Raw genomic sequence first — 26314 nt, forward strand, 5'->3', positions numbered from 1 at the left:
GCGCCGAGTGTTGCCGCCGCAACCGGATCTCTCGAGGCGGACGTTGACCGTCGGCGGCGCGGCGAGAGAACTGGGTCAGGCGTCGCGACGCGCGCCCTGATCGGCGCGAACCGTGAAGATGGTGGGCGCTCGGAATCCGCGCTCCGCGAACGCCGCCGTCACCTCGCGCGTGATCACGGGCACGAGCGGGTCGATGACGAGCGCGATCGCCGAACCGCCGAAGCCGCCCCCGGTCATGCGGGCGCCGATCGCGCCGTTCGCCTGCGCCGTCTCGACCGCGAGATCGAGTTCGGGCACCGAGATCTCGAAGTCGTCGCGCATCGACACGTGCGACGCGTCGAGGAACGGCCCGATGGCGCCCGGTCCGTGCTCGCGCAGCGTGCGCACGGTGTCGAGCACCCGCTGGTTCTCGGTCACGACGTGTCGCACGCGGCGGAAGGTCTCGTCGTCGAGCGCCTCGGCCGCCCGATCGAGGTCGTCCACCTGGAGATCCCGCAACGAGTCGACGCCGAGCCCGCGTGCGCCCGCCTCGCAGGACGCTCGCCGTGCGGCGTACCCGCCGTCGGCGTGGGCGTGCTCGACTCGCGTGTCGATCACGAGGAGCGAGAGGCCCTCGGCCGCGAATCGCAGCGGGATGACCTCGGCATCGAGGCTGCGGCAGTCGAGGAACACGCCCGCATCGGCCTCGCCGAGCAGCGATGCCGACTGGTCCATGATGCCGGTCGGCGCACCGACGACGCGGTTCTCGGCGAGGCGGCCCACCCGCGCGAGCGTGGGGCGGTCGAACCCGAGGCCCCAGTGCTCGTCGAGTGCGAGCGCGACGGCGCACTCGAGCGCGGCCGACGAGGAGAGGCCGGCGCCGATCGGGACATCGGACTCGAGGTGCAGGTCGACCCCGCGCACGTGTTCGAGGTCGGCGCCGAACTCGCCGAGCGCCCAGGCGACGCCGAGCGGGTACGCCGCCCAGCCCTGGACGGCGTCGGGCGAGAGTTCGTCGAGGTGCAGTTCGACGGCGTCGGGCGAGAACGTCGAGGAGACCCGGATGAGCCGATCGTCGCGATCGCCGAGGGCGACGGTCGTGCGGCGGTCGATGGCGAAGGGGAAGACGAACCCGTCGTTGTAGTCGGTGTGCTCGCCGATGAGGTTCACGCGGCCGGGCGCCGACCAGACGCCGGCGGGGCGGCGACCGTACCGCTCGGCGAACCCGTGCATCGCACCGGCGACCTCGCTCATACCTCGACTCCTTCGATGGCGGCGCGCAGTGCGTCGGCCTGCGCCTCGGGGGTGACGTCTCCGATCCATGCTCCCATCGCGGCCTCCGAGCCCGCGAGGTACTTGAGCTTGTCGGCGGCGCGTCGCGGGCTCGTCAGCTGCAGCATGAGCCGCACGTCGTCGCGGCGCTCGTGCACGGGCGCCTGGTGCCACGCGGCGATGTACGGCGTGGGCGTGTCGTAGAGCCGGTCGACGCCGCGCAGCAGACGAAGGTAGAGCGAGGCGAGCTCGTCGCGTTCGGCGAGGGTCGTCTCGGCGAAGTCGGGCACGTGCCGGTGGGGGAGCAGGTGCACCTCGATGGGCCACCGCGCCGCGAACGGCACGAACGCCGTCCAGTGCTCGCCCGCGAGCAGCACGCGCGGACCGCGGCGTTCGCGTTCGAGGAGGTCGGCCATGAGCGCCGGCCCGTAGGCCTCGACGGCCGCGAGCAGTCGTTCGGTGCGCGGCGTGACGTACGGGTACGCGTAGATCTGGCCATGCGGATGCGGCAGCGTCACGCCGATCTCACGGCCGCGATTCTCGAACGGGAACACCTCCTCGACGCCGGGCAGGGCGGAGAGGGCGGCGGTGCGCTGCGCCCACGCCTCGATCACGGTGCGCGCGCGCGAGCGGCTCAGCGTGCCGAAGGAGCCCTCGTGCTCGGGGCTGAAGCACACGACCTCGCATCGGCCCACCGAGGGCCGCGCGCGCTCGAGCCCGATGCGGCGGAGCGATGCGAGGGCGTCGGCGCTCGTGGCATCCGTCGCCGCCAACTCCGGACCGAACGACGGCGAGCGGTTCTCGAACACCGCGACGTCGTAGACGCTCGGGATCTCCGACGGGTTGCCCGGTCGCTGCGGCGCCAGCGGGTCGAGGTCGGCGGGCGGCAGGAACACGCGATTCTGCCGGGCGGCGGCGATCGAGATCCACTCGCCGGTGAGGGCGTCCTGGCGCATCTGCGCGGTGGCGGGGCGCGGATCGAGCTCGCGCTCGTCGAGGGCGCGCTCGGGCGGCAGCGTCGTGTCGGCGTCGTCGAAGTAGATGAGCTCGCGGCCGTCGGCGAGCTTCGCCGGGCGCACGGCGATGCGGGAATCGATCTGCACGCGGTCACCCTACGCGACTTTCGTTTCGCAAACAACCGAGTTGCGTATTGCAAAGTCAGCGTGCACGGCGCAGAATTCCCCCATGACGGATGCCGCGACGGACGCCCCGATCACGGCGCACGCGCCGCTCGATGCTCCCCGGCGTCGGGAGCTCGCCCTCGCCCTCGTGGCCGAGCGGGGCTTCGTGCGCGTCGCCGAACTGAGCGCCGCGTTCGGCGTCACGACCGTGACCGCCCGGGCCGACCTCGACGCGCTCGAACGCCGAGGCGAGATCCGGCGCGTGCACGGCGGCGCGGTCCCCGTCTCGTCGACGCTCGCCGCCGAGCGGCCGGATCGCGAGCCCACCTTCGAGGAGGCGCTCGCGGCGTCCGTCGAACCGAAACGCCGCATCGGCGAGCATGCGGCGTCGCTCGTGCGGAGCGGCCAGAGCATCATCCTCGACGTCGGCACGACGACGCTGCAGATCGCCAGGGCGCTGCGCGCCCGCGACGACCTCGACGACCTGACGGTGTTCACCAACGGGCTCTCGCTCGCGCTCGAGCTCGAAGACGAGATCCCGCGATTCACCGTGATCGTCACGGGCGGCACGCTCCGCCCCAAGCAGCACTCGCTCGTGCATCCGCTCGCGGGCTCCATGCTCGACGAGGTGCACGTCGACCTCGCGTTCATCGGCTGCAACGGCGTCGACCCGGTGCACGGCGTGACGAACGCCAACCTCCCCGAGGCGGCGGTCAAGGCCCTCATGCTTCGGGCGGCCGCGCGCAGCATCGTGGTCGCCGACGGCTCGAAGCTCGGTGAGGTGCACCTCGGTCGCATCGCGCCCATCGACGCCTTCGACGAACTGGTGACGGATGTCGCGGCGCCGCGCCCGCTCGTCGCCGAGCTCGAGGTCGCGGGGCTCGCGGTGCACCTCGCGCGAGACCCTAAAGTGGATCCATGACTCTTCCCACGGGCGAGCAGTTCGTCCTCGAGACATCGACGGCAAGCGGCGACCTCCGGGCGACGATCACGGCGGTGGCCGCCGGGATCCGCACCCTCACCATCAACGGCATCCAACTCGTGCCGGAGTACCCCGAGGACCAGCCGCAGCCCATGGGCGCCGGGATCGTGCTCGTGCCGTGGCCGAACCGCATCCGCGACGGCATCTGGACCCACGACGGCGTCGAGGAGCATCTCGCCGTCACCGAGCCGAGCCGCAACAACGCCATCCACGGACTGCTCCGCTACACCGAGTATCGCCCCGTCGCCCGCGAGCGGGACTCGGTCACCCTCCAGGCCACCATCTACCCGCAGCTCGGCTACCCCTTCCTGCTCGGCACGGCCGTGCACTACGAGCTCGTCGCCGACGGGCTGAAGGTCACGCACTTCATCGAGAACCTCGGCGCCGACGCCGCGCCCGTCGCGGTCGGCACCCACCCGTACCTGAAGGTCGGCGGCGTCCCGACCGGCGACCTCACCCTGCGCCTCGACGCGGCGAGCCACATCGAGGTCGACGATCGGCTGCTGCCGACCGGCGAGGTGCCCGTCGACGGCACCGAGTGGGACTTCCGCGAGGGCCGCCGGGTCGGCGACGTCACGCTCGACGACGCCTTCGGCGAGGTCGCGAGCCACGACGGCAGGGTCGTGCACACGCTCACCGCGCCCGACGGTCGCAGCGTCTCGATCTGGGCCGACGAGGTGTTCGACTACGTGCAGGTGTTCACGACGCACGACTTCCCCGGCGAGGACGGCGAGGTGGCCATCGCCGTCGAGCCGATGACGGCGCCCGCCGAGGCGTTCAACTCCGGACGCGGCCTGCGCTGGCTCGGGCCGGGCGAGGAGTGGCAGCTCTCGTGGGGCATCCGCTTCGAGGGGTTCAGCGCCGACTGAGCGTCGGCCGCGTCAGCGAACGCACGAGCCCGAGTCCACGGGCTCGTCGAGCTGCGGCGCGTCGGCCGCGAGCGGCGCCAGCGCCGTGATCGGGACGGCGTAGCCGACGTTCGCGACCGAGTCCGATTTCGCGAACACGACACCCCCGACGTCGCCGTCGCCGGTGAGCACCGGCCCGCCGGAGTTGCCGTGGTCGACGTCGGCCGCCAAGGTCACGATGTCGCGCGTCGAGGTGCGCCCGGACTCCTGGATCGTGATCGGCCCGATCGACATGATCCGCGCCGGCCGCAACTCGAGCGGCCCGCCGAAGGGGTACCCGGCCACGGCCACGTCGGCGCCGGCGGGCGCCTCGGCGATCGCGAGAGGCGGTGTCGCGAGGCCGTTCACCGCGATGAGCGCGAGATCGTTCTCGGGGTCGAAGGCCACGACCCGACCAGCGACGGCGGGCTGTCCGGGCGCCTCGACGATCGGCTCGGTGACGCCGGCGACGACATGCGCGTTCGTCACGATCCGGTCCTCGGCCACCACGAACCCACTGCCCGACATGTTGCTGCCGCACTGGTACGCCGTGCCCGTGATCCGGACGACGGATGCCGCGGCACGCGCGAGCTCGCCGTCGCCGACGCCGCCCGTGGGCAGCTGGGGAGCCTGCGCCGGGGGGTCCAGCACCTCCACGAGCCATGGGATCGCGCCCCCGAAGGTGGCCGTGCGGAGCTCGGCGAGGAGGCTGCGTGCGGGCGCCGGCGTGACCCGGTCGAGCGTGGACAGCACGCGTGAGCCCGCGACCGCGGGGGAGAGCACCGGCACGCCCATCGCCGAGATGCCCGAGCCCACGAGCGCCACCACGAACGCCGTGACGATGAGGTTGCCGATCGCGCCGAGCACCCGATCGAGGATCCCGAGCTTCACGGCGCGCGCGCCATGCCGGAGCGCCCGACCCACGACGGCGCCGAGCCATGCGCCCAGCGAGAGCAGCACGAGCGCGCTGAGGATCGCGGCGGGCGCGCGCCACTGGGGCAGCGGGACGAGGGTCGACACCCAGGGCATGGCGAAATACGCGGCGATGCCGCCGAGCACGAGTCCGACGAGTCCGGCGGCCGTGCGGAGCAGCCCGGACCGATAGCCGATCACGGCCGAGGCGATGAAGACGACGACCAGGAGGAGGTCGAGCAGCAGGCTCCAGCTCATCGGGCGCCTCCGTTCGTCGCGGTGGAGTCGAGCGCGCGGAATGCGCGGGACTCCAGCCTGCGGCATCCGGCTCGGAGACCGCTGAAGGCGCGCACGATGCACGCAACCCACGACGGGACCCCGCACGAGCCCGCGACCCGTCGTCGATCATGTACAACGGGGCGTGCACCCCGCCGGCGGTCGGTTAGCCTCTGAGGGGCCCGGCGCAGGCCGTCGGCCACGACCACACGACGAGGAGTGACGGATGCGCGTCGGCATGTTCCTGAACTACGCGGGCGGATTCCGCGAGGCGGCCGACGAGGTGGCCGAACTCGAACAGGCGGGGGTCGACCTCGTCGCCGTGCCCGAGGCGTACTCGTTCGACGCCGTGAGCCAGCTCGGGTTCCTCGCGGCGCGCACCACGCAGATGACGCTCATGAGCGGCATCCTGCAGCTCTACACGCGCACGCCCACGCTCACGGCGATGACCGCCGCCGGCCTCGATTACGTGTCCGACGGCCGGTTCGAGCTCGGGATCGGGGCATCCGGCCCGCAGGTCATCGAAGGGTTCCACGGCGTGCGCTACGACGCGCCGCTCGGGCGAACGCGCGAGATCGTCGAGATCTGCCGCTCGGTGTGGCGGCGAGAGCCCGTGGTGCACGATGGGCGCAACTACCGCATCCCGCTGCCCGAGGGCGAGGGCACCGGGCTCGGCAAGCCGCTGAAGCTCATCAACCACCCGGTGCGCGACCGCATCCCGGTCACCATCGCGTCGCTCGGCCCGAAGTCGGTGGAGCAGACCGCCGAGATCGCCGACGGCTGGCTGCCCATGTTCTTCCACCCCGAGCGTGCGGGCGAGACGTGGGGCGCCGCGCTCGCGGCCGGATCCGCGAAGCGCGACCCCGCACTCGCGCCGCTCGACGTGTTCGCGAGCCCGGCACTCGCCATCACGGATCGGGCGGATGCCGCGGCGGCGGCGATCGCCGCGGTGAAGCCGCAGCTCGCCCTCTACATCGGCGGCATGGGTGCTCGCGGCAAGAACTTCTACAACGACCTGGTCGCCGGGTACGGCTTCGAGGACGAGGCGGCCCGGATCCAGGACCTCTACCTCGACGGACGCAGGGATGAGGCCGTCGCGGCGGTGCCCGACGAGCTCGTCCGCGCGATCTCCCTCATCGGACCTGCGTCCCACGTGGCCGAGCGCGTGCACGCCTTCCGCGAGGCCGGGGTGACGACCCTCGCGGTGACCCCGCTCGCCCGCACCTCGGCGGAGCGGCTCGCCCTCATGTCGGGATTCAGGGCGCTCGTCGGCTGAGATCGCCTGCGGGTGCCGCCGCGCCGGCGACGCACCCGCCGCGCCGGCGACGCACCCGTGCTCCCCAGAACGGGTGCCACTGCTCCCCAGAACGGGTGTGAACACTGGCGTGTGCCGGATTCGGGGGTTACGGTGAACTCACCTGCACGACGTGGTGCAGGAAGGGGAACCTGGGGAGGAGCCGCCATGGCGGGCACGTTCGAGTTCCAGACGGCAGCGAGGCGTCGGCGCGGGCCCGGTCCCATGACGCGCGACGATCGTGCCGTGATGTCCGAGATCTCGGACGAATAGCTCGAACGCCCGCCGGGCGGTGCCCGGATGCGTGCTCGGCGCGCGACGTCGGCATGTCGTGCAGCGTGATGGCCGACGTGGCTCCCGTGCATGGGGGTGGACCGGCGCCGGTCGACGCGTCCTGGGAAGCGCGTGGTCGTCTGCGCTGCGTCGGCCGGCCCGGCCCGCCTCGTCGGGCCCGTGCGGACCCGATGGGTTCCGTTCTACGTCGCGCCGTGGACGGGCGACAGGGCTTGACAACACCGGCGATGGCGTGCATGCGTGCTCGTACGCCGGTGCGACATGGTGAGTGCCCCCACAGGGACTCGAACCCTGGACCCACGGATTAACCTGCTGCACTGGGTTTCCCCAGCCACCGTCGAGCGGCTTGCAGTCTGGACTATATCTTCACCTTCGGAGCCGGCTCCGGTCAGGTGCGCCGCGTGTAGTCTCTGAGGTTCCCTCACGGTTACCTGCTGATTGCCCAATCCCTCGGATTGTCACTGCCCAGGAGGGCGAGTACCTCGGGCTCTCAGGGTGTTCCAGCATATAGCGGCGGTCATCCAACGCATTTCGGCGCTGGCGCTCCATTTTTCTGTTTTGAAGTCCGTTGCTCTAACCAACTGAGCTATAGGGGCATCGCCAGCCTAACAGCCTCCCGTTCATCAGTTCTGCGAGACCGCGGCCGGCGGCGGCTCCGCCGCGGCTCCGTGTCCGTGGCCGGTCCTACGCTGCTGCCACACCGATTCCGAGGAGGAACGTGAAGATCTGCTCCACGTGCAGGCAGACGCTCGAACGGTCGCACTTCAATGTGCGCACGGCCTCGCCGGATGGGCTGCAATCGGTCTGTCGCACCTGCAATGCGGCGAGGGCGAGGCGGTACTACGCCGAGAACCTCGAGAAGCATCGCAGGGCGGTCGCGGCTCGAGTGGCGAAGACACGGGCGGCGCACCTCGATCGGATCGGCGAGTACCTGCTCGGCCACCCGTGCGTCGATTGCGGCGAGACCGACATCCGCGTGCTCGACTTCGACCATCGCGACGGTGCCGAGAAGGATGCGGAGGTGATGCGCCTCGCGAAGGCGGCCTATTCGTGGCAACGCGTCATGGCGGAGATCGCGAAGTGCGATGTCCGCTGCCGCAACTGCCACGCGAAGGTCACCTACGAACGCATGGGGGCGAACTGGCGGTCCGCGCTCGTGCTTCGCGCGGGCATCAACGCCGGCTGATCGCGTTGGTCGGTGACGACCGGTCGGTGACGACCGGTCGGTGACGACCGCCGAGACCATCCCCGTCGCCATGCTCCGGCTCTGTCCAGCGACGGGGAGTACCCTTGCGGCGATGGCTTCAGACTTCCACCGACCCACGCGGTTCCCGCCGGGCATGTTCGAGGGCTTCCTCGGCGCCGAGGATCCCGCTCACGTCAGCCGCGTCGCCCACGACACCGCCGCGGCCCTGTTGTCGCGCGTGCGTTCGGATCCCGATCCCGCGGTCGTCGCGCGTCTGGTGACGTTCACCGACGAGCACGGCATCGACGCGATCGCCGAACTGTGGTCGCAGGCCTCTCCGAAGAGCCTGCCGGGTGCGCTGTGGCGCGTGTACCTGCTGCGAACGCTCATCCGGCAGGATCCCCTCGGCGTGAGCCTCGCCTTCCAGCGCGGCACCGAGGTGTCGCACACCATCGACCAGGTCGTGGCCGGTGCCCCCATCCCGGCAGGCCCCACCGAGGTGCGGGAGCTCGCCGACCAGATCCTCCGGGGGCTCTTCGGTGGGGACTTCGCCGTGGCCCTCGAACGCGCGGCCGCGTTCGCACGGGTCGTGGCGGCCGGCTTCGCGAGCCTCGCCGACGACGCGGATGCTTCGGACGCCGCGCACCCCGACCGATCGGGCCTCCTCACGCAGCGCGCGCTCCGGCTCACGCAACTGGCCGACGAGTTCGCCGCCTGCGCGAGGCTCTGGCGCCGCGACTCGCTCGACTGAGCCGGCCGGGCCACCGCCGCGATCCGATCACGCGGGATACGAGGCCAGACGGCGCCGCCACGCCGCGTACCCCCAGACCGCGAGTGCGAGCGACGGACCCCAGAACCAGAGCGGCAGCACCAGATTCAGGATCACCACGTCGACGGGCGCATCGGTGTTGATCAGGAGCATCGAACCCGCCGACACGCACAGCGCACCCGCGGCGATCGATCCGGGCACGACGGCGGCCGCGGCCGGGACGGGTCGCCCGCCGATCCGCGGCATCCACCGTGGGAACGTGAGGCCCCACGGCAGGATGAGCCCGAGCGTGAGCAGGCTCGCCGCCACCGCACCGGTACCCAGCATGAGGCCCGTGGTGAGAATGATCGGCGGGAGGTCCTCGGCGATCGGGCCGAACAGGGGCCACGGGGTCAGCCAGGATGCACGCGCGACCGCGTAGGGGAGCGGAGCCGCGGCCGCGAGGATCGTGAGGACGCGGCGATGGCGCACAAGCCACGTCTCGAACCTCCGGCCGGCCGGGGAACGCCCGACCCCGATCACCATGACCGTCGCCCAGGCCGCCATCGCGGCGACGATCGCGACCGTGACGGCGAGATTCGGCGCATCCTCCAGCAACGCCCTCCCGAACGCGACGGCGAACTCGACGACGGCCTCGCCGGTGAGTCCCATCCACACGGCAGCCGAGACGACGCCGATGAGACCGACGAGCAGCGGCACGCCGAGCCGCGGCGCCCGCACGAGGAGCACCGCCACGGTGACGAGCCCGGCGATCACCGCCGAGAAACCGAACAGGTACCCGGCGAGCGCGATGATGTGGACGTTGCCGACGACCAGGCAGAGGGCCACGGCGAGGGCCGCGGCCCCGAGTGCGGCGCTGCCGCCGGGATCGTCGCCGCGTCGCCGGAGCACGAGGATCGCCGCGAGCAGGACGCCGGCGAGACCGACGGCGAGCGTGGCGCCGGCCACCGCGTCAGCGCCGAGCATCCCCCCGACGAGGCTCTGCATCTGCTCGGTGCCGAACGGGTTGAGGCCCGAGGCGACCAGCCAGACCAGGCCGAGCCCGGCCATGGCCGAGGACGTGATGAGCGCGCCGAACGCGGCCGCTCGGGCGAGGCGACCTCGCCGCCCGCTCGTGGCGTCCGCGATCGCCTGCGTCGATGATGTCGCACTCATGATCGGTGCACGTCTCCCTTCCGATGATCGCCCGGCATCCGGTGGGGCCGGGCGATGTCAGCGTCGCAGGCGCCGACCAGCCTGCGCCTCACCCGATCGGGCGAGATCGCGTTCGGTCCTGACGGGTACCGTGGATCGAAGGATGGGTGCCTCATACCGCTCGTGGCTCGCCTCGTCCGCCGTCCGGCGCGAGGCGGCGTCGGGCCTCCCCGAAAGCCCGGCGGACGAGGCCGGGCGCTCGCCCTCTGCCGCCGACTGGGTGTGGGCCGCCGCCTTCGCGGCTGCGCTGCTTCCGGTGACGGTGACCGAACTCCTCGCGACGCTGCCGACACCTCCGGATGCCGCGTGGCTCACGTTCATCCTCGGCATGTTCGTCGTGCTGCACCTGCTGGTCGTGGTGCGGCGGAAGTGGCCCCGCGGCACGCTGCTGGCGGCATCCGCGGTCATGCTCGCGCTCACCGTGGCCACCCTGCCCGGCCTGCCGTACATGGCCTCCCTGTTCCCCAGCGCGGCGGTCTACCTGGTGTTCGTGTTCTCGGCGGCGGCGAGCGACGACCGCGTCGCCGTGGCTGCGGCGCTCGGTCTCGGCTTGCTCGGCGCGGCGCTGATGACGGCCGTCGCGGTCATGCGCGGGCACGACACCGAGCCGGCCGTTCTGCTCGCGTTCGTGGGATTCCTGGTGGCCGCCATCAGCGCGGCGTGGGCGCTCGGACGATACCGGCACGAGTCCGGTCGACGCCGCGCCGCCCAGAACCTCGGCCTGCGTCAGGCCGCGGAGATCAGGCTCCAGGCCGAGCGTGCCGTCCTCGCCGAGGAGCGGCGCCGCATCGGTCGGGAACTGCACGACGTGGTGTCGCATTCGCTCGCCGTCATGGTGACGCAGGCGGAGGCATCGCGTGTGCTGCTCGATCGCGACCAGGCTCGCGCCCGCTCGGCGATCGAACAGGTGGTGACGACCGGACGCTCGGCGATGGCCGACATGCGCGGGCTCCTCGGGGTGCTCGTCGACGCGCCCGCCGACTCGACGGGGGCGGACGGCTCGCCCGCCGCGGACGGCTCGCCGCGACGTGCACCCCGTGATCCGAGCCCCGGTCTCGGCGAGCTGACCGCGCTCGTCGAGCAGGTCATGGCGCCCGGACGGTCGGCCGCCCTGATCGAGACCGGTGTGTCGAGAGCGGTCAGTCCCGGCACGGCGCTCGTCATCTACCGCGTGGTGCAGGAGTCCCTGACGAACACGCTGCGGCACACCGTGCCGCCGACGGCGAGCGAGGTGCGACTCGACTGGGGCGATGACGAACTCGTGCTCGAGATCACCGACGACGGCACGCCGCGGCGCGGGGCGTCGCCGACGGCATCCGGCAGCGGCATCCGGGGCATGCAGGACCGGGTGGAGCGGGTCGGCGGGCGGCTCCTGAGCGGTCCGCGCGACGGCGGCGGCTGGCGCACCCGGGCGGTCTTCCCGTATGCGTCGGAGGTGATGCCGGATGCCTGAGCAACCCGTCGCTCCACGCATCCGGGTCGCGATGGCCGACGACCAGCAGCTGATCCGGTCGGCCGTCGGGGCCATCATCGAGGTGCACGACGACCTCGAGCTCGTGTTCGAGGCGGCCGACGGAGCCGAACTGCTCGAATCCGCGCGGGCCCACCGGGTCGACGTGGTGCTCATGGACATCCGGATGCCGCGGCTCGACGGCATCGCGGCCACCGAACGGCTGCTCGACGCCCACCCGGGCATCCGCGTGCTGATCCTGACCACGTACGACCTCGACGAGTACGTGTTCGCCGCGATCCGCGCCGGTGCGAGCGGATTCCTCACCAAGGACGCGTCGAGCGACGAGCTGGCGGGCGCCATCCGAGCCGTGCACGCGGGCGACGCCGTGGTGGCACCGCGGGCGACGGCGAGCCTCCTCGACTTCGTGGCGCGGATTCCCGAGCCCGCCGACCCGGAGGCGCTGCTCGCTCGCTTCACGCCGCGCGAACGAGAGGTCCTGGCCGAAGTGCTGACCGGCGCCACCAACGAGACGATCGCCGAACGGCTGTACCTGACCGGAAACACGGTGAAGACGCACATCGCGTCGATCCTCGCGAAGCTCGGGTTGCCCGATCGCGTGCACGTCGTGATCTGGGCCTTCGAGCACGGCATCGCGGGGCGCCGACGGGAGGGCAGCGGGAATGAACCACCTCGCCGCCTCGTTTAGACTTGACGAGGCCGGGCCGCAGTAACCCCGGGCTCCAATATTCGCCGCTTCGAGCGGCCTCGCGCCGAGAGGCGTTCTGCGGCCCGGCCTTTCATCGTCCGGGTTCTTCATCGCCCGGGCGACCGCGCGTCCCGCCTGCGTCGCCCGCGTAGCATCGGAGCATGGCCGATACCATCACGCTCCTCATCGAACCGCTGCCCGCCGACGCCGACGTGACCCGGCTCGACGCCACGTTCCATGAGGTCGACGCATCGATGCCCGCCCTGCGGGTGGGGGAGTTGTCGACGCAGCGTGGAGACGGCATCTTCGAGACCATCGGCGTCGTCGACGGCCACGCGCAGGAGGCGAGGCCGCACCTCGAGCGGTTGCGCAACTCCGCGCGCATCTGCGAGCTGCCCGAGCCGAACCTGCCGCAGTGGGAGGCCGCCATCGCCCGCGCCGTGGCCGCGTTGCCGCCCGAGGGCGAGTTCGCGCTGAAGCTCGTGTTGAGCCGTGGGGTGGAGCACGGGCCGGCCCCGACGGCGTGGCTGCACGTCACGCCGGCGGCAGACTTCGCCCCAGTTCGGCGACACGGCATCCGTGCCGTCACCCTGGATCGCGGGTACGCCCGCGGCACGGCGGAGCGGGCTCCCTGGCTGCTCCTCGGTGCGAAGACGTTGAGCTACGCCGTGAACATGGCGGCCCTGCGCGAGGCGCGGCGCCGCGGCGCCGACGACGCGATCTTCCTCACGAGCGACGGATACGTCATGGAGGGTCCGACGTCGAGCGTCATCATCCGCCGCGGCGACGCGTGGTCGACGCCTGCGCCGTCGGGGGCGATCCTGCACGGCACGACGCAGCAGAGCCTCTTCGAGCACCTCGAGGCGACCGGCCGGCAGACCGAGTACCGCGACATCCCGGTCTACGACCTCGAGACGGCGGACGCCGTGTGGCTGGTGTCGAGCGTCCGGCTCGCCGCCGGGGTCACCCACCTCGACGACCGCGACCTGCCCTACGACGCCGACGAGACCCGGGAGCTCAACGCCTACCTGCTGAGCCCCCGGGACTGAGCCTACGGCTGGGGCCGGCGGTCGGTCACCGCGGCCATGACCGCCGCGGCCACGGCCGGCGCGACCCGCTCGTCGAGCGGGCTCGGCACGATGTGGTCGGGTGCCAGGTCGTCGCCGACGATCGCCGCGATGGCCCGGGCTGCGGCGATCTTCATCTCGGTCGTGATGCGCGTTCCGCGCGCGTCGAGCGTCCCGCGGAAGATGCCGGGGAACGCGAGCACGTTGTTGATCTGGTTCGGGAAGTCGCTGCGCCCGGTCGCGACGATGCGGGCGTGCCGGGCCGCGACCTCGGGGTGCACCTCGGGGTCGGGGTTGGAGAGCGCGAAGACGATGGCGTCGTCCGACATGGTCGCGAGCGCGGACTCGGGCACCGTGCCGGAGGAGACCCCGATGAAGACGTCGGCGCCGTCGAGAGCCTCGGCGATCCCGCCCGCGAGGCCGCGCGGGTTGCTGCGTGCGGCATAGGCCGCCTTCACCCCCGTGAGGTCGTCGCGGGCCGTCGTCACGATGCCGCGCGAGTCGAGGAGCACGACGTCGGAGACGCCGGACTGCAGGAGGATCTCGGCCACCGCGATGCCGGCCGCGCCCGCACCGGCGATGACGACGCGGAGCGACTCGAGTTCCCGGCCCACGAGCCTTGCGGCGTTCGTGAGGGCCGCGAGCACGACCACGGCGGTGCCGTGCTGGTCGTCGTGCATGACCGGCATGTCGAGCGCCTCGATGAGCTTGGCCTCGAGCTCGAAGCAGCGGGGGGCGGAGACATCCTCGAGGTTGACCGCGCCGAAGCTCGAGCGGAGCCGCACGAGCGTCTCGACGATCTCGTCGACATCGGTCGTCTCGATGACGAGGGGGATGGAGTTCAGGCCGCCGAAGCGACGGAAGAGGGCGGCCTTGCCCTCCATCACGGGCAGGGATGCGGCGGCGCCGATGTTCCCGAGGCCGAGCACGGCGGTGCCGTCGCTCACGACCGCGACGAGCCGGCTCGCCCAGGTGTACTGCTCGGCGGTCTCGGGGGCGGAGTGGATCATGCGGCTCACGCGGGCGACGCCCGGCGTGTACGCGATGGAGAGGTCGCGCGTGGTGTCGAGCGGCGAGGCGAGGGCGATCTCGAGCTTGCCGCCGTCATGGGCGGCGAAGATCTCGGCGTCGGTCAGGGAGATGGGACTGGTGTCGCTGGCGCGATCGGTCATGTCGGATCCTTCGAACAGCGGACGCAGGATGCGTCGAAGCGGGGTGTGGGGCGGTGGTCGCCGCTGAACGAAGATACGCACCATGCGGTGACTGCCGAGTCGTGGGGCGGCGCCGTACGCGCCGCGCAGCCACTTGCTCACCGCTGGAGGGTGGGAATCGCGGGTGATGCCGACGGGGGTGGGTCGACACCGTGCTTCGATGGTAACAGGGATTCGGCGATCAGCCGAAGCGGCCGGAGACGTAGTCCTCGGTCGCCTTCACCGACGGGTTCGAGAAGATCGTCGTGGTGTCGTCGTACTCGATGAGCTTTCCGGGCTTGCCCGTGCCCGCGATGTTGAAGAACGCCGTCTTGTCCGAGACACGCGACGCCTGCTGCATGTTGTGGGTCACGATGACGATCGTGTAGTCCTGCTTGAGCTCCTCGATGAGGTCCTCGATCGCGAGCGTCGAGATGGGGTCGAGCGCCGAGCACGGCTCGTCCATGAGGATCACCTCGGGGGAGACCGCGATCGCGCGCGCGATGCACAGGCGCTGCTGCTGGCCGCCCGAGAGGCCGGAGCCCGGCCGATCGAGCCGGTCCTTCACCTCGTTCCAGAGGTTGGCGCCGCGCAGCGACTTCTCCACGAGTTCGTCGGCGTCGGACTTCGTGATGCGACGGTTGTTGAGCTTGACGCCCGCCAGCACGTTCTCCTTGATCGACATGGTGGGGAACGGGTTCGGACGCTGGAACACCATGCCGACCTGTCGGCGCACGAGCACGGGGTCGACGTCGGGGTCGTAGAGGTTGTTGCCGTCGATGAGCACCTCGCCCTCGACACGGGCGCCGGGGATGACCTCGTGCATGCGGTTCAGGGTGCGGAGGAACGTCGACTTGCCGCAGCCCGACGGACCGATGAACGCGGTGACGCTGCGGGGCTCGATCTCGAGGCTCACGCCTTCCACGGCCTTGAACTTGCCGTAGTAGACGTTGAGGTCGCGGACTTCGATGCGCTTGGACACGGGTTTCCTAACTGGCGGTTCAGCGGCCGAACTTCGGGGCGAAGAAGCGGGCGACGAGTCGGGCGATGAGGTTCAGCGCCATGACGATGAGGATGAGGGTGAGGGCGGCGGCCCATGCGCGGTCGAGGTACGCCTCGGGCGGGTTGCCCTGGTTCGCGTACTGCGTGTACACGAACACCGGCAGCGACTGCATGCGGCCGTCGAAGAGGTTGTAGTTCATGCTCGCGGTGAAGCCCGCGGCGATGAGCAGCGGTGCCGTCTCGCCGATGACGCGGGCGATCGACAGCATGATGCCGGTGGTGATGCCGGCGATGGAGGTGGGCAGGACCACCTTCACGATCGTGAGCCACTTCGGCACGCCGAGGGCGTAGGCGGCCTCCCGTAGCTCGTTGGGCACGAGGCGCAGCATCTCCTCGCTCGAGCGCACGACGACGGGGATCATGAGCACCGCGAGCGAGACCGCGCCGGCGATGCCGGTTCGGGTGCCGGGGCCGAGGAAGATCGAGAAGACCGCGTAGGCGAACAGGCCGGCGACGATCGAGGGGATGCCGGTCATGACGTCGACGAGGAACGTGATGCCGCGCGCGAGACGCCCGCGGCCGTACTCGACGAGGTAGATCGAGGTCATCAGGCCGATCGGGATCGAGATCACGGCGGCGGCGCCGGTCATGAGCAGCGTTCCGACGATCGCGTGCAGCGCCCCGCCGCCCTCGCCGGTGACATTCCGCATGGAGAACGTGAAGAACTCCGCGTCGAAGCGGGCGAGCCCGAACGTCACGACCGTGATCGTCAGCGAGATCAGCGGGATCATCGCGAGCACGAAGGCACCCGTCACGAGCGCGGTGACGAGGCGATCCATCGCACGACGCCGGCCCTCCACGAGCATCGAGAAGAGCCAGATGGACGGGATGTACAGGAGCGCGCCGACGAGGATCGCGCCGCCCCAGTCATAGCCGCTGCCGGCGGCGAGGGCGAGGACCCCGAACACGGCGGCGGCGACCAGGATCGCCGTGCCGAGGACGAGCCAGGGCGCGTACGACGGCAGGCGTCCGGCGGTGAACGTGTTCACGATCGGCGAGGCGGCTGGCCGCGTCGCCGGCTCGGGATTCGTCGTCGTGGTCATCAGTTGGCTCCCGAGAATTCCTTGCGGCGGCTGACGATCCAGCGGGCGAACGCGTTGACCGCGAAGGTCACGACGAAGAGGATGAGGCCCGTGGCGATGAGCACGTTGACGTTCATGCCGTACGCCTCGGGGAAGCTGAGCGCGATGTTCGCGGCGATGGTCGACGGGTTGACGGAGGTGAGGAGCTCGAAGGTCACGGCGCCGGTGGCCGACAGCACCATGGCGACGGCCATGGTCTCGCCGAGGGCGCGGCCGAGTCCGAGCACCGAGGCGGAGACGATGCCGGAGCGGCCGAACGGCAGTACCGCCGTGCGGATCATCTCCCAACGGGTCGCGCCGAGGGCGAGCGCGGCCTCCTCATGCAGCACGGGCGTCTGCAGGAAGACCTCGCGGTTGATGGCGGTCATGATCGGCAGGACCATGACCGCGAGGACGATCCCGGCGGTGAGGATGGTGCGCCCGGTACCCGAGACCGGGCCGGCGAAGAGCGGGAACCACCCGAGGTTGTCGACCAGCCACGAGTACACGGGCTGTACGGCGGGCGCGAGCACGCCGATGCCCCAGAGGCCGAAGACCACCGAGGGCACGGCGGCGAGCAGGTCGACGATGTAGCCGAGCAGGGAGGCCAGTCGGCGCGGCGCGTAGTGCGAGATGAACAGCGCGATGCCGATCGAGACGGGCAGCGCCATGATGAGCGCAAGGGCCGCGGCCCAGATCGTGCCGAAGACGAGCGGCCCGACGTAGGCCCAGAAGTTCGTGGGGAGGATCGAGGCGTCCTCGCTCGTGGCGAACAGGGCGGGGAGGCTCTGGACGATGAGGAAGATCGCCACCGCGGCGAGGGTGAGCAGGATCATGGACCCGGCGAAGACGGCCGAGCCGGAGAAGACCCGGTCGCCAGGTCGCTGTTTCGCCTTGATGGCGGTCGATGCGGAGCTCATCTGGCGTGAATCCTCGGGTTCTGTCGTGCGGAATCTGGAGACGCGGTCGTGCCCGACCCCGGGTTTTCTGGAACCTCGGGGTCGGGCACGAACCTACTACTTGATCGAGTCGATCGCAGCCATGGCCTGCTCGCGCAGTGCGTCGGTGATGGGGGCGGAGCCGGCGTTCTCCGCCGCGACATCCTGACCCTCGGCGCTCGCCATGTAGCCGAGGTAGGCCTTCACGAGCTCGACGTTGTCGGGCTCGGCGTACTCCTGGCATGCGATGAGGTAGCTGACGAGCACGATCGGGTAGACGCCGCTCTCGTTCGAAGTGCGGTCGAGCTCGATCGCGAGGTCGCCCTCGGCGCGACCCTCGACGAAGGGCGAGGCGTCGACGATCGAGGCCGCGGCCTCGGGCGAGTACGGCACGAACTCGTCGCCGACCTTCACCGCGACGGTGCCGAGGTCACCGGCGCGCGATGCGTCGGCGTAGCCGATCGTTCCCGTGCCGTTGGTGACGGCGTCGACGACACCCGAGGTGCCCTGAGCGGCCTCGCCGCCCTCGAACGGCCACACGCCGTCGGCTTCCCAGGTCCACACCGCGGGCGCCGCGGCGTAGAGGTAGTCCGTGAAGTTCTCGGTGGTGCCCGAGTCGTCGGAGCGGTGCACCGGCGTGATGGCGAGGTCGGGGAGCGTCACGCCGTCGTTCGTCGCGGCGATGGCCGGGTCGTTCCAGTTGGTGATGGTGCCCGCGAAGATGCCCGCGAGGGTGGCCGGCTCGAGGTTCAGCGTGTCGACGCCCTCGAGGTTGAAGATCACGGCGATCGGCGACACGTAGAGCGGCAGTTCGATGATGCTCGAGTCGGGTGCGCACTTCGCGAAGCCGCCGGCGGCGATCTCCTCGTCCTTGAACGCCCGGTCGGAGCCGGCGAAGTCGCTGGCGCCTTCGAGGAAGGTCTCACGTCCCGCGCCGGAGCCGGACGGGTCGTAGTCGATGGTGACGTCGGGGTTCGCGGTCTGGAAACCGGCGATCCACGCCTGCTGGGCGGCGTCCTGCGACGAGGCGCCTGCGCCGACGAGGTTGCCCGAGAGCGTCGAGGCCGACTCCTCGGGGGCGGCCCCGCCTTCGTTCGAGGCACAGGAGCTGAGCGCGAGCGCCGCGGTGACGGCGATGACGGCGGGCACGCCGAAACGCTTGAGGTTCACGTGATTCCCTTCCGGGGTTCGAATTGCAGGGGTTGAGCCGGTGCTGGCTCGCCTGCGACGTTAGGTCGCTCGCCTTACGAGCTTCCGCCACGTCGGTAAACGGAAGGTGAACGACCGCGTACCAATGCGGATGCCGCCCCGCTACCGCGCCGTCCGCCCTGCGCAGGAGAATGGGCGACATCCTGCCCTGAGGGGCGGGATACCGCCTGAACTCCTGCGATGGCTGACGTGGCTGACGTGCAGGGCGGCGGGTCAGGCGCGGGGGGCGTGCGTCTCGATCGCGATGATGCCCGACCCGGAGTTCGTCGCCGAGAGGTGCACGACGCTGAATGCGCCGGTCTCGAGCTCCGCGGCATCCGTGACGTACGAACCGAGCGGGGTGGCGGTCGCGAGCGCGATCTCCCGGATGATCTCGGGCAGCACGGGCCCGTGGCCGCAGATCACGGCGGTCTTCCCCGACCGGACGCGCTTGCCGACGACGCGTCGCACCTCGTCCTCGCCGGCCTCCCACGCGTCCTGGCTGATGCCCTCCTCGCGCTTGATGTCGATGCCCGTCGCCGCCGCGAGCGGGGTGACCGTGGTCACGCACCGCACCGCGGGGCTCGACACGATGCGCTTCGGCGCCCACGCGGTGAGCGTGTCGACGAGCGCCGCGGCCTGGGCGACGCCCCGGTCGACCAGCGGCCTCGTGGCATCCGGACCCTTCCAGCCCCCTCGCCCGACGGCCTTGCCGTGCCGCACGAGCAGCAGCGCGAACGTGCTGGTGACCCCCTGCTCGACGAGCTTCGCGAAGTTCTCGAGGATCTCCACGTCGGGCGGGTAGCTGAGGTAGCCGCGGGCGCGCTTGATGGTGACCCACTCGAGCGCCGCGACCTCCGCGTTGGGCTTGAACGTCGACCGGTGCACCGCCCGCTCGCTGACCTCCGCGGCCCAGTAGTGCACGATCTTCTCCCGGCCGCTCGCGAGCACGTATCGCGAGACGCCGAGGGGAACCCCGAGCGCCACCTCGAGTCCCGTCTCCTCGGCGATCTCCCGAACGGCCGTTCGCGGGAGCGATTCGCCGGGGTCGACCTTGCCCTTGGGGATCGTGACGTCGCCGTACACCGTGCGGTGGATCACGAGCACGTGGAGCTTGCCCTCGATGAGGCGCCAGCACACCGCTCCCGCTGCGTAGACCGCCGTGCTCACCGGCGCTTCCCCGAGCGGGTGCGTTGTCCGATCTGCTGCATGAGGAGATTCTGGATGTCGATCAGAGGCCGGCCGTCGGCGTCGGCGGAGGAGCGGATCCACTCGCCGTCGCCGTCGAGCCGCCACGAGCTCGTCGACTCGTCCATGGCGAGGTCGAAGAGGGCGTCGATCTCGGCGAGGTGGTCGGGGTCGGTGAGCCGGACGAGTGCCTCGACCCGCCGGTCGAGGTTTCGGTGCATCATGTCGGCCGAGCCGATGTAGACCTGCGGGTCGCCGCCGTTCAGGAACGAGAACACCCGGGAGTGCTCGAGGTATCGCCCGAGGATCGAGCGGACCCTGATGTTCTCGCTCAGGCCGGGGATGCCCGGCCTGAGGCTGCAGATGCCGCGCACCCACACGTCGACGGGCACGCCGGCGTTCGACGCCCGGTAGAGCGCGTCGATGATCGCCTCGTCGACGATCGAGTTGACCTTGATCCGGATGCCGCTGGGCTTGCCGGCCTCGGCGTTGCGCGTCTCGGCGGCGATGAGCTTGAGCAGGCCCTTGCGCAGGTGCAGCGGCGCCACGAGGAGCCGCTTGAACTTCTTCTCGATGGCGTAGCCCGAGAGTTCGTTGAAGAGCCGGGTGAGGTCCTTGCCGACCTGGTCGTCGGCGGTGAGCAGTCCCAGGTCCTCGTAGATGCGGCTCGTCTTCGGGTTGTAGTTGCCGGTGCCGATGTGGCTGTAGTGCCGGAGCACGCCCTTCTCCTGGCGGATGACGAGCGCGAGCTTGCAGTGGGTCTTCAGCCCGACGAGGCCGTAGACCACGTGCACGCCGGCCTTCTCGAGCTTGCGCGCCCAGGTGATGTTGGCGGCCTCGTCGAACCGGGCCTTGATCTCGACGAGGGCGAGCACCTGCTTGCCGGACTCGGCGGCGTCGATGAGCGCCGTGACGATGGGGCTGTCGCCCGACGTGCGGTACAGGGTCTGCTTGATGGCGAGCACGTCGGGGTCGGCGGCGGCCTGCTCGAGGAACGCCTGCACGCTCGTCGCGAACGACTCGTACGGGTGGTGCAGCAGCACGTCCTTGCGGGCGATCGCCGCGAAGATGTCGGGCCGCATGTTCGGCTCCGACGGCTGGAGCTGGATGCTCGTCGTCGGCACGTGCGTCGGGTAGTGCAGCTCGGGCCGGTCGAGCCTCGAGAGGTCGAAGAGCCCGCCGAGGTCGAGCGGCGCCGGCAGGCGGACGATGCTCTGGTCGGGCAGGTCGAGCTCGCGGGAGAGCAGCCCGAGCGTCACGTCGTCCATGTCGTCGGTGATCTCGAGGCGGATGGGCGGACCGAACCTGCGCCGGAGGAGCTCCTTCTCGAGCGCCTGGATGAGGTTCTCGGTCTCGTCCTCCTCGATCTCGACGTCCTCGTTGCGGGTGACCCGGAACACGTGGTGCTCGACGATATCCATGCCGGGGAAGAGGTCGCCGAGGTGGTTGGCGATGAGCTCTTCGAGGGCGACGTAGCGGGCGTCCTCGATCGTCTCGGCAGGATCGACGCGCACGAACCGCGGCAGCATCTGCGGCACCTTGACGCGGGCGAACTCCTGACGGCCGGTGCGGCTGTTCCGCACGCGCACGGAGAGGTTCAGCGAGAGGCCGGAGATGTACGGGAACGGATGCGCCGGATCGACCGCGAGCGGCATGAGAACGGGGAAGATCTGGCTGGAGAAGTAGTCGCGTAGGTGCGCGACCTCGGCCTGGCCGAGCTCGTCCCAGGCGACGATGCGAATCCCGGCCTCGGCGAGCGCCGGCTTCACGAGCTCCTGGTAGGCGGCCGCGTGCCGCAGTTGCAGCTCGCCCGCCTTCCTCGAGATGTCGGTCAGCACGTCCACCGGGGAGCGCCCCACGTTCGTGGGAACGGCGAGGCCCGTGGCGATGCGGCGTTTCAGGCCGGCGACCCGCACCATGAAGAACTCGTCGAGGTTCGAAGCGAAGATCGCGAGGAAGTTCGCCCGCTCGAGCACGGGCACGCGCGGGTCCTCGGCGAGCTCGAGCACGCGCTGGTTGAACGCGAGCCAGCCGAGTTCGCGATCGAGGTAGCGTTCGGCGAGCAGCTCGGGCGCACCTTCGATGTCGAAGGGCTCGAAGTCGTCGTCGAAGTCGCTCGACGTGCGGTCTTCGTCGAGGACGCTGTCGGTCATCCCCTCATCATGCCATTCGTGCTGGTCGGGGCCGTGAACGCCTTGTCAACGTGCGGTGACGGCTGCGCCCTCGTCGTCTTCCTCGTGCACGTTGAAGCGGTAGCCGACGTTCCGCACGGTGCCGATGAGGTTGTCCAGGTCGCCGAGCTTCGCCCGCAGCCGGCGCACGTGCACGTCGACCGTGCGCGTGCCGCCGAAGTAGTCGTAGCCCCACACCTCACTGAGCAGCTGCTCGCGCGTGAAGACGCGCGACGGGTGGGCTGCGAGGAAGCGCAGCAGCTCGAACTCCTTGTAGGTGAGGTCGAGCGTGCGGCCGCGCACCTTGGCGGAGTAGCTCGCCTCGTCGATGACGACGCCCGATGTCTGGATGCGCTCGCTGGGCTGCGCGGTCTGGGCGCGACCGATCGCCAGCCGGATGCGGGCGTCGACCTCGGCGGGTCCGGCGTGCTCGAGCACCACGTCGTCGACGCCCCAGTCGGGCGTGACGGCCGTGAGCCCGCCCTCGGTCACGATGAGGATGAGCGGCACCGAGATCCCGGTCGTGCGGAGGATCTGGCATAGGGCCTTGGCGGCGGCGAGATTCGTGCGGGCGTCGAGGAGGACGAGGTCGGATTCGGGCGCCCTGACCAGCTGCTCGGGCGAAGCGGGGATGACCCGCGTTCGATGAGACAGGAGCGACAGGGCCGGGAGAACGTCTTCGTCGGCCGCCGGCGACAGGATCAGCAGCTGCGCCACGGCAGTACTCCCTCCGCAGTCACTGGCCTCCAGTAGTAAGGTGCGGTCAATACTACGTGACGCCGGACATCGGCAGTCGCGATGGGGAAACAGGGAGTCAGACGATGCAGGCGGGTTCGGAGACGCGAGGCGGATGGCCGGGCATCCTGATCATCTGGGCGATCTCGGTCATCGGCGCCGTCACGGTCGTCGCCCTCGCCTACACGGGCACGACTGGCTGGTTCGGCGACTCCACGCGCCTCGGCGTCTACGGCGCGCTCGGCGTGGTCTTCGCGACGAGCGTGGTCGCCTCGCTGGCCGTGCAACTCGCCACCCGCCGCCCGAGCGGCTTCGTCACGCGGGCGAGCACGAGCATCGCGGGAGCGGCGGCCGTCGTGGCGATCGCGGCCCTCGCCGTGGTGCCCGTCGCCTCGGCCTGACGGGTAGACTCGGAGCATGTCGCAGCTGCTCGCTCTCGAACTCCTCTTCATCGGCCTGCTCGGACTCGCGAGCCTGGCCATCGCGTGGGTCAGCGGCGTCGTCGTCTACAAGCTGTTCAGGGGGCAGCGCTAGTCGCATGATCGAGCTGCCCGTCGACCTGCCGGCCGAGCTCGTTCCGCTCTCCTGGCTCATCGGGGTCTGGGAGGGGTCGGGGGTCATCGACTACAAGGTGGGCGATGAGTCGATCACGCACGAGTTCGGGCAGCGCCTGAGCTTCAGCCACGACGGGATGCCGCACCTGAACTACACCTCGTACACGTGGCTGTTCCCCGACGACCCGAGTGGTGATCCGACGCCGCTCACCACCGAGACGGGCTACTGGCGTCTCGAGCGCCGGCTCGGCGAGGGCGACGCCGGTCCGGCGATGCTCCCGGCGGTGGGGGAGTCGCGCTACCGGGACGCCGAATCGGTCGAGACGCTGCGCAATCCCGATGGCGGCTTCGACCTCGAGGTGTCGCTCGTCCACCCGGGCGGGGTCGCCGAGTTGTACCTCGGCCAGGTCAAGGGCCCGCGCATCGACCTCGCGACCGATGCCGTCATGCGCACCGCCGGCGCCAAGGACTACGCGGCCGCGACGCGGCTCTACGGTCTCGTCGAGGGGCACCTGCTCTGGGCCTGGGACATCGCGGCCCTCGGCCAGGATCTGCGGACCCACGCGTCCGCCCGACTCGCGAAGGTCGACTGATGACCGGCACGCCGCTGCTCGCCCTCGACGGTGCCGTCGCCGCCGAGGGCGTCGACGAGGGCGTCGCCGGCCACTATGGCAACCCCATCGTCGAGCAGCGCCGGCTCGAACGCGGTGAGGCGATCGTCGACTGCTCGAACCGGGGCGTGCTGAGCGTGACCGGTCCCGACCGGCTCACCTGGCTGCACTCCATGGCGAGCCAGGCGCTCGATCGGCTCGCCCCGGGAGAACCGGCCGAGGCGCTCTTCCTCGATGCATCCGGTCGTATCGAGCACGTCGTGCACGTCGTCGATGACGGCGATTCGACGTGGCTCATCGTCGAGGGGGCGGATGCCGCGCCGCTCGCGTCCTGGCTCGACCGCATGCGGTTCATGCTGCGGGTCGAGGTGGCCGACCGCTCGTCCGAGGTCGCCGTGCTCGGCGCGATGTCCACCGAGGCCCTCGATGCCGCCGCGCCCGCGCTCGCGCCGAACGGCGTCCCGCTGGACTGGACCGACCCGTGGTCGTCGCCGGCACCGGGGGCGCACCGGTACGCCCCCGACGCGGGGCATCCCGCATCCGCCTGGCACTGGGTGGAGCGGATCGTGCCGCGTGCGGCGCTCGCCGATGCCGCCGAAGCCGTGCGCGGAGGCCGCGTCGCCGTCGCGGGTTCGCTCGCGGTGGAGGCGCTCCGCATCGCCGCGTGGCGGCCGAGGCTCGCCACCGAGGTCGACGAGAAGTCGATCCCGCACGAGCTCGACTGGCTGCGCAGCGCCGTCGACCTCGGCAAGGGCTGCTACAAGGGCCAGGAGACGGTGGCCAAGGTGCTGAACCTCGGCCGACCGCCGCGTCGGCTCGTGCTGCTCCACCTCGACGGCAGCGACACCGTGCTCCCGGAACCGGGCGATCCGGTGGTCGGCGAGAAGGTGCGCCCCGAGCCCGAGCCGGGCGAGGCCCCCGAACGCCGCGTCGTCGGGCGGGTCACGTCGAGCGCCATGCACCACGAACTCGGACCGGTCGCGCTCGCCGTGATCAAGCGCCAGGTTCCCCCCGACCTCGAGCTCATCGTCGAGAGCCACGGCATCGACGTCGCGGCGGCGCAGGTCGAGATCGTGCCGGCGAGCGCCGGGGCGGCGGTCGACGTGCCCCGGCTGCCCCGGCTCGGCGTCCGGAAGTGACGGTCGCCGGCCGCCTCGCCGCGCGATCCGCTGCGGGGTGGAGCCGGCTCCGCGACTCGCTGCCCGCGATCCTGCGGATCACGGTGACGGCCGCCGCAGCGTACGCCTTCGCGCGATTCGTCGTCGGTCACCATGAGCCGCTGATCGCCGCGATCGTCGCGATCACGGCGCTCGGCTTCGTGCGCGACGCGCGGCCCGTCCGCGTGTTCGAGACCGTCGTGGCGATGACGCTCGGCATCGCGCTCGCCGAGGTGCTGCTCGTCGGGTTCGGCCAGGGCGTGCCGCAGTTCGCCGTCGCGCTCGCTCTCACGCTCGCGGTGGCCCGGCTGGTCTCCGCGAACGCAGCGTTCGCGATCGCCGCGGCCGTGCAGTGCACGCTGGTCATGCTCGTGCCGGCACCCGAGGGCGGGCCCTTCGTGCGCACGATCGACGCGGCCGTCGGCGGCGCGTTCGCGCTGGCCGCGACGGCGATCATCCCGCGCGATCCCCGCCGGGCATCGATGCGGGAGGGGCGTCGGCTCATCGCCGAGCACGTGGCGGTGCTCGGCGAGCTCGCTGAGGCGCTGCGGTCGGGCAGCACGGAGCTTGCGGGCCAGGCGCTCTCTCGGGCGCGTGCGACGCAGCCGCTCGTGGAGAACTGGACGGCTTCGGTCGACTCCGGTCTCGCCGTCGCACGCATCTCACCGCTCGTGCGGGGCTCGCGCTTCGACCTCGAGCGCCAGCGCGTCATGCTCGCCGGCCTCGACCTCGCGACGAGGAACCTCCGGATCATCGCTCGGCGCATCGAGTGGGTGCTGCGCGACGGTCGCCCTCGGCCCGAGGTCGCCGACGTGCACGCGCGCATCGCCGTCGCGGTCGGGCTGCTCGCGGATTCCCTCCGCGACGTCTCGCAGCAGCCGGTGGCGAGGCAGGCGTTCGCCGAGATCACGCGCCACCTGGATCCCGTGGCGATCCTCCCGGACGGCTCCGTGGGCGATCGCAACACCATCACGGCGCTCCGGCCCTACCTCATCGACCTGCTCACTTCGACGGGCCTCGCGCTCGACGACGCGCGCTCACTCCTGCCGTCCGACTGAGCCGCGGGC

The 26314-nt window shown here is 71.0% G+C and carries 24 protein-coding genes; 12 read left to right on the forward strand and 12 right to left on the reverse strand.

The window, feature by feature from the left end; translation table 11 throughout:
- Positions 1–75 precede the first annotated feature (75 nt).
- Both galK and galT read right to left on the reverse strand, forming a co-directional pair.
- Positions 76–1233 carry a galactokinase gene (gene galK / locus EZM51_RS12455; RefSeq protein ID WP_136708574.1) on the reverse strand — a complete coding sequence of 386 codons (1158 nt, stop codon included), beginning with the start codon at positions 1231–1233 and terminating at the stop codon, positions 76–78.
- Positions 1230–2348 (reverse strand): galactose-1-phosphate uridylyltransferase, encoded by a 1119-nt coding sequence (galT, locus tag EZM51_RS12460; protein ID WP_248305635.1) that lies wholly within the window; start codon positions 2346–2348, stop codon positions 1230–1232. The genes galK and galT overlap by 4 nt, the downstream gene beginning before the upstream one ends.
- An 88-nt stretch (positions 2349–2436) precedes the next feature.
- Here galT and EZM51_RS12465 point away from each other — a divergent pair, with 88 nt between their 5' ends.
- Together EZM51_RS12465 and EZM51_RS12470 are read left to right on the forward strand one after the other, a co-directional pair.
- Entirely contained in the window at positions 2437–3294 is an 858-nt protein-coding gene (locus EZM51_RS12465; protein ID WP_136708575.1) for a DeoR/GlpR family DNA-binding transcription regulator, read from the forward strand.
- Positions 3291–4223: an aldose 1-epimerase family protein gene (locus EZM51_RS12470; RefSeq protein ID WP_136708576.1), complete on the forward strand. Its 933-nt coding sequence runs from the start codon at positions 3291–3293 to the stop codon at positions 4221–4223. The genes EZM51_RS12465 and EZM51_RS12470 overlap by 4 nt, the downstream gene beginning before the upstream one ends.
- A 12-nt stretch (positions 4224–4235) precedes the next feature.
- Here the strand turns inward: EZM51_RS12470 and EZM51_RS12475 are convergent, their stop codons facing one another.
- Positions 4236–5411 carry a MarP family serine protease gene (locus EZM51_RS12475; RefSeq protein ID WP_169053897.1) on the reverse strand — a complete coding sequence of 392 codons (1176 nt, stop codon included), beginning with the start codon at positions 5409–5411 and terminating at the stop codon, positions 4236–4238.
- Positions 5412–5655: 244 nt separating this feature from the next.
- Here EZM51_RS12475 and EZM51_RS12480 point away from each other — a divergent pair, with 244 nt between their 5' ends.
- The 3 genes from EZM51_RS12480 to EZM51_RS12490 all read left to right on the forward strand — a co-directional run bounded on the left by EZM51_RS12480 (position 5656) and on the right by EZM51_RS12490 (position 8954).
- Positions 5656–6705, forward strand: coding sequence for an LLM class F420-dependent oxidoreductase (locus EZM51_RS12480; protein ID WP_136708578.1), 1050 nt, complete (start codon positions 5656–5658; stop codon positions 6703–6705).
- A gap of 1030 nt (positions 6706–7735) precedes the next feature.
- Positions 7736–8203: a hypothetical protein gene (locus tag EZM51_RS12485; protein WP_136708579.1), complete on the forward strand. Its 468-nt coding sequence runs from the start codon at positions 7736–7738 to the stop codon at positions 8201–8203.
- A gap of 112 nt (positions 8204–8315) precedes the next feature.
- A complete protein-coding gene (locus EZM51_RS12490) occupies positions 8316–8954 on the forward strand; it encodes a DNA-directed RNA polymerase subunit beta (protein ID WP_136708580.1) in 639 nt (212 codons plus the stop codon).
- A 27-nt stretch (positions 8955–8981) separates the two neighbouring features.
- On the opposite strand, the gene EZM51_RS12495 is transcribed toward EZM51_RS12490, so the two are convergent.
- Positions 8982–10127: a hypothetical protein gene (locus EZM51_RS12495; RefSeq protein ID WP_136708581.1), complete on the reverse strand. Its 1146-nt coding sequence runs from the start codon at positions 10125–10127 to the stop codon at positions 8982–8984.
- A 142-nt stretch (positions 10128–10269) separates the two neighbouring features.
- Here EZM51_RS12495 and EZM51_RS12500 point away from each other — a divergent pair, with 142 nt between their 5' ends.
- From EZM51_RS12500 to EZM51_RS12510, 3 genes are all read left to right on the forward strand, one after another.
- The gene (locus tag EZM51_RS12500) at positions 10270–11619 is read left to right on the forward strand and encodes a histidine kinase (RefSeq protein WP_136708582.1); all 1350 of its coding nucleotides are present in this window, start codon (positions 10270–10272) and stop codon (positions 11617–11619) included.
- Positions 11612–12325, forward strand: coding sequence for a response regulator transcription factor (locus EZM51_RS12505; RefSeq protein ID WP_136708583.1), 714 nt, complete (start codon positions 11612–11614; stop codon positions 12323–12325). Before EZM51_RS12500 ends, EZM51_RS12505 begins: the two co-directional genes overlap by 8 nt.
- A 161-nt stretch (positions 12326–12486) precedes the next feature.
- A complete protein-coding gene (locus tag EZM51_RS12510; protein WP_136708584.1) occupies positions 12487–13374 on the forward strand; it encodes an aminodeoxychorismate lyase in 888 nt (295 codons plus the stop codon).
- A gap of 2 nt (positions 13375–13376) precedes the next feature.
- Here EZM51_RS12510 and EZM51_RS12515 read toward each other — a convergent pair whose 3' ends face one another.
- The 8 genes from EZM51_RS12515 to EZM51_RS12550 form a co-directional block, all read right to left on the reverse strand.
- On the reverse strand, positions 13377–14564 hold the full coding sequence (locus EZM51_RS12515; RefSeq protein WP_136708585.1) for a malic enzyme-like NAD(P)-binding protein: 1188 nt from the start codon (positions 14562–14564) through the stop codon (positions 13377–13379).
- Positions 14565–14784: 220 nt separating this feature from the next.
- The gene (gene pstB, locus EZM51_RS12520) at positions 14785–15564 is read right to left on the reverse strand and encodes a phosphate ABC transporter ATP-binding protein PstB (RefSeq protein ID WP_136708586.1); all 780 of its coding nucleotides are present in this window, start codon (positions 15562–15564) and stop codon (positions 14785–14787) included.
- A 19-nt stretch (positions 15565–15583) separates the two neighbouring features.
- Entirely contained in the window at positions 15584–16687 is a 1104-nt protein-coding gene (gene pstA / locus EZM51_RS12525; protein WP_136708587.1) for a phosphate ABC transporter permease PstA, read from the reverse strand.
- Positions 16687–17625: a phosphate ABC transporter permease subunit PstC gene (pstC, locus tag EZM51_RS12530; RefSeq protein ID WP_136708588.1), complete on the reverse strand. Its 939-nt coding sequence runs from the start codon at positions 17623–17625 to the stop codon at positions 16687–16689. Before pstC ends, pstA begins: the two co-directional genes overlap by 1 nt.
- Positions 17626–17721: 96 nt before the next feature.
- Positions 17722–18813 carry a phosphate ABC transporter substrate-binding protein PstS gene (locus EZM51_RS12535; protein ID WP_136708589.1) on the reverse strand — a complete coding sequence of 364 codons (1092 nt, stop codon included), beginning with the start codon at positions 18811–18813 and terminating at the stop codon, positions 17722–17724.
- A gap of 252 nt (positions 18814–19065) precedes the next feature.
- Positions 19066–20001 (reverse strand): NUDIX hydrolase, encoded by a 936-nt coding sequence (locus EZM51_RS12540; RefSeq protein WP_136708590.1) that lies wholly within the window; start codon positions 19999–20001, stop codon positions 19066–19068.
- Entirely contained in the window at positions 19998–22172 is a 2175-nt protein-coding gene (locus EZM51_RS12545) for an RNA degradosome polyphosphate kinase (protein WP_136708591.1), read from the reverse strand. The genes EZM51_RS12540 and EZM51_RS12545 overlap by 4 nt, the downstream gene beginning before the upstream one ends.
- A 45-nt stretch (positions 22173–22217) precedes the next feature.
- Positions 22218–22907 carry a response regulator transcription factor gene (locus EZM51_RS12550; RefSeq protein WP_136708592.1) on the reverse strand — a complete coding sequence of 230 codons (690 nt, stop codon included), beginning with the start codon at positions 22905–22907 and terminating at the stop codon, positions 22218–22220.
- Positions 22908–23011: 104 nt separating this feature from the next.
- Between EZM51_RS12550 and EZM51_RS12555 the strand changes: the two genes are divergently transcribed.
- The 4 genes from EZM51_RS12555 (at position 23012) to EZM51_RS12570 (ending at position 26305) form a co-directional block, all read left to right on the forward strand.
- Positions 23012–23326: a hypothetical protein gene (locus EZM51_RS12555; RefSeq protein ID WP_136708593.1), complete on the forward strand. Its 315-nt coding sequence runs from the start codon at positions 23012–23014 to the stop codon at positions 23324–23326.
- Positions 23327–23463: 137 nt separating this feature from the next.
- On the forward strand, positions 23464–24072 hold the full coding sequence (locus tag EZM51_RS12560; protein WP_136708594.1) for an FABP family protein: 609 nt from the start codon (positions 23464–23466) through the stop codon (positions 24070–24072).
- The gene (locus EZM51_RS12565; protein ID WP_136708595.1) at positions 24072–25229 is read left to right on the forward strand and encodes a folate-binding protein YgfZ; all 1158 of its coding nucleotides are present in this window, start codon (positions 24072–24074) and stop codon (positions 25227–25229) included. The genes EZM51_RS12560 and EZM51_RS12565 overlap by 1 nt, the downstream gene beginning before the upstream one ends.
- Positions 25226–26305, forward strand: coding sequence for an FUSC family protein (locus EZM51_RS12570; RefSeq protein WP_136708596.1), 1080 nt, complete (start codon positions 25226–25228; stop codon positions 26303–26305). The genes EZM51_RS12565 and EZM51_RS12570 overlap by 4 nt, the downstream gene beginning before the upstream one ends.
- The last annotated feature ends 9 nt before the right edge of the window (positions 26306–26314 follow it).

Source organism: Agromyces sp. H66, from assembly GCF_004959775.1.
In the GTDB taxonomy this organism is placed as follows: domain Bacteria; phylum Actinomycetota; class Actinomycetes; order Actinomycetales; family Microbacteriaceae; genus Agromyces.

Bases quoted from the DNA above. Each gene is read 5' to 3' on its own strand.
- pstA (WP_136708587.1), bottom strand. From the start codon at position 16,687: ATGACCACGACGACGAATCCCGAGCCGGCGACGCGGCCAGCCGCCTCG.
- EZM51_RS12490 (WP_136708580.1), top strand. From the start codon at position 8,316: ATGGCTTCAGACTTCCACCGACCCACGCGGTTCCCGCCGGGCATGTTC.
- EZM51_RS12510 (WP_136708584.1), top strand. From the start codon at position 12,487: ATGGCCGATACCATCACGCTCCTCATCGAACCGCTGCCCGCCGACGCC.
- EZM51_RS12565 (WP_136708595.1), top strand. From the start codon at position 24,072: ATGACCGGCACGCCGCTGCTCGCCCTCGACGGTGCCGTCGCCGCCGAG.
- EZM51_RS12545 (WP_136708591.1), bottom strand. From the start codon at position 22,172: ATGACCGACAGCGTCCTCGACGAAGACCGCACGTCGAGCGACTTCGAC.
- pstC (WP_136708588.1), bottom strand. From the start codon at position 17,625: ATGAGCTCCGCATCGACCGCCATCAAGGCGAAACAGCGACCTGGCGAC.
- EZM51_RS12500 (WP_136708582.1), top strand. From the start codon at position 10,270: ATGGGTGCCTCATACCGCTCGTGGCTCGCCTCGTCCGCCGTCCGGCGC.
- EZM51_RS12555 (WP_136708593.1), top strand. From the start codon at position 23,012: ATGCAGGCGGGTTCGGAGACGCGAGGCGGATGGCCGGGCATCCTGATC.
- EZM51_RS12480 (WP_136708578.1), top strand. From the start codon at position 5,656: ATGCGCGTCGGCATGTTCCTGAACTACGCGGGCGGATTCCGCGAGGCG.
- EZM51_RS12495 (WP_136708581.1), bottom strand. From the start codon at position 10,127: ATGAGTGCGACATCATCGACGCAGGCGATCGCGGACGCCACGAGCGGG.
- EZM51_RS12505 (WP_136708583.1), top strand. From the start codon at position 11,612: ATGCCTGAGCAACCCGTCGCTCCACGCATCCGGGTCGCGATGGCCGAC.
- EZM51_RS12515 (WP_136708585.1), bottom strand. From the start codon at position 14,564: ATGACCGATCGCGCCAGCGACACCAGTCCCATCTCCCTGACCGACGCC.
- EZM51_RS12470 (WP_136708576.1), top strand. From the start codon at position 3,291: ATGACTCTTCCCACGGGCGAGCAGTTCGTCCTCGAGACATCGACGGCA.
- galK (WP_136708574.1), bottom strand. From the start codon at position 1,233: ATGAGCGAGGTCGCCGGTGCGATGCACGGGTTCGCCGAGCGGTACGGT.
- EZM51_RS12475 (WP_169053897.1), bottom strand. From the start codon at position 5,411: ATGAGCTGGAGCCTGCTGCTCGACCTCCTCCTGGTCGTCGTCTTCATC.
- EZM51_RS12465 (WP_136708575.1), top strand. From the start codon at position 2,437: ATGACGGATGCCGCGACGGACGCCCCGATCACGGCGCACGCGCCGCTC.
- EZM51_RS12560 (WP_136708594.1), top strand. From the start codon at position 23,464: ATGATCGAGCTGCCCGTCGACCTGCCGGCCGAGCTCGTTCCGCTCTCC.